Origin of the sequence: Nonomuraea aridisoli, from assembly GCF_003236395.1 — a bacterium.
Classification (GTDB): domain Bacteria; phylum Actinomycetota; class Actinomycetes; order Streptosporangiales; family Streptosporangiaceae; genus Nonomuraea; species Nonomuraea aridisoli.
This window is the reverse complement of record NZ_POUD01000519.1, coordinates 1-2,192: the sequence shown is the minus strand read 5'-3', so window position 1 is coordinate 2,192 and position 2,192 is coordinate 1. Positions and strand designations below refer to the sequence as shown.

General features: G+C 74.0%; 3 protein-coding genes. All 3 read left to right on the top strand.

Translation table 11 applies throughout. The annotated features are described in order from the left end of the window. A partial coding sequence (locus C1J01_RS47705) for a DoxX family membrane protein (RefSeq protein WP_111185730.1) occupies positions 1-462 on the top strand: 462 nt, incomplete at its 5' end. 96 nt (positions 463-558) lie between these two features. Beyond that, positions 559-1,440 carry a universal stress protein gene (locus C1J01_RS47700; RefSeq protein WP_111185728.1) on the top strand — a complete coding sequence of 294 codons (882 nt, stop codon included), beginning with the start codon at positions 559-561 and terminating at the stop codon, positions 1,438-1,440. Further along, entirely contained in the window at positions 1,437-2,111 is a 675-nt protein-coding gene (locus C1J01_RS47695; protein WP_111185726.1) for a universal stress protein, read from the top strand. Before C1J01_RS47700 ends, C1J01_RS47695 begins: the two co-directional genes overlap by 4 nt. The last annotated feature ends 81 nt before the right edge of the window (positions 2,112-2,192 follow it).

Genomic DNA, 2,192 nt, shown 5'->3' with positions numbered 1-2,192 from the left:
GACTACGTCTGGGCGGTCGCGAGGATCGCGCTCGGGTGGGTCTTCCTGTGGGCGTTCCTGGACAAGACGTTCGGGTGGGGGTTCGCCACGCCGGCCGAGCGGGCGTGGGTCGCGGGTGGCAGCCCGACGACGGGTTTCCTGAAGGGTGCGGAGGAGAACGCGCTGGGTGGTCTGTTCGGGACGCTGGCCGGTCAGGTGTGGGTGGACTGGTTGTTCATGGCGGGTCTGCTGGGCGTCGGTGTGGCGCTGATGCTGGGGGTCGGTCTGCGGATGGCCGCCGTGGCGGGTCCGGTGATGATGGTGCTGATGTGGGCGGCGCAGTTGCCTTTGGACAGCAACCCGTTCATGGACGATCACCTGGTGTACGCGATCGTGATCGTCGGTCTGGCGCTGGCGGACGCGGGCGCCACGCTCGGGCTGGGCGGGCTGGCGATCGTGCGGCGCAACCCGATCCTGAAGTGACCCACGCGCCCGCTCCGCGCCTCCCGGCGGAGAGCGGGCGCCTCACAGGTTCGGGCTCCGGCTGAACGGGCAGGTCATCCGGGGCGAGGAAGGTCGATGATGGAAAGAGCAATCGTCGCGGGGGTCGACGGCTCACAAGCGGCCAAGGCCGCGCTCGACTGGGCCGCCGACGACGCCGTACGCACCGGGCTGCCGTTGCGCATCGTGCACGTGCACGAGCCCTGGAGCCGCGATACCGAGCCCACCGCCTCCCAGTTCAGGGAGACGATGGCCGAGTGGCACATGCTGCTGCTCGCCGAGTCGGCGGAGCGGGCCCGCGCGTTCGCGCCGGCGGCGCAGGTCTCCACCGCCCTGGCCACCGGCGCGGTGGTCCAGCGGCTCAAGACCGAGGCCGAGACCGCCGCCACCCTGGTGGTGGGCGGCAAGGGGCACGGCAGACTGCCCACGTTCGCCATCGGCTCGGTCACCGCCGAGCTGGCCGGCCACACCGCCAGCCCGCTGGTCGTCGTCCGGACCTACACCATGGAGCAGCACGGCGAGATCGTGATCGGCTACGACGGCTCCCCGGACGCCGACGCGGCGATGGCGTTCGCGCTGCAGCAGGCGAGCCTCCGCGCGGCCCGGGTCCGCGTGCTGCACGGCAGCCGATACCCCGCGCTCGCCCCGCATCCCGTCGGCTACGGCCCCCTGCCGATGGGCGAGACCAACGAGCTCGGCGGACGCCTGGCGTCCTGGCGGGAGAGGAGCCCCCACGTCGAGATGGTGGAGACGATCGTGCCGGGCAGCGCGGTCTCCGCCCTGGTGGAGGCGTCGAGGGCGGCCGACCTCGTGGTGGTGGGCTCGCGCGGCCGGGGCGGGTTGGCCTCGGCGGTGCTCGGCTCGGTCAGCCACGGCGTCGTGCGCCGGGCCCGCTGCGCGGTCGCCGTGGTGAGCGCCCCGCGACTCGACCCGGCCGGGGCGGACGAGCCGCGCAGATGACCCGCATCGTGCTCGGCTACGACGGCTCCGACTTCGCCGTGCAGGCCCTGGAGTGGGCGCTCGACGAGGCCGAGCTCAGGAAACTGCCCCTCACCGTCGCGCACGCCTGGCAGTGGCCGTACGGCGCGGCCGAGCCGGAGGCCAGGACCCAGCTGCGCAAGGCGGCCGAGCACGTCCTGTGGCACGGCGCCGACTGCGCCCGCTCCACCAGCCTCGACGTCCCCGTCGGCACCGACCTGTACGAGGGCTCCGCCGCCCACCGCCTGGTCGAGCTGTCCGCCGACGCCGCGCTCGTCGTCGTCGGCTCCCGCGGCCTGGGCGTGCGGCCCGGCGTCGGCTCGGTCGCCGGGCACGTCGCCGTCCACGCCGAGTGCCCCGTGATCGTCGTACGCGGGCCGCTGCCCGCCGCCGGGAACACCCGGCCGATCGTCGTGGCCGGCGAGGAGCCCGACGCGTCCGTCCTGGAGTTCGCCTTCGCCGAGGCCGCCCTGCGCCAGGTGCCGGTCACCGCCGCGGGCCGGGCCGTCCGCCACGACGGCGTGCCCGTCCGGACGGCCGAGCCGGGCGAAGGCGCGACCCTCGTGGTCACCGGCCGCTCCGGCTCGGCGTCCCTGCTGCGGCGCGCCACCTGTCCCGTAGCGGTGGTCACCGAACGCGCCCGGCGGGACTAGCCTGGATCATCATGAGCGACCCCCGCCAGACCTGTCTCTTATACACCTCTCCGAGCCCACGAGACTAGCGCTCACCTCGTA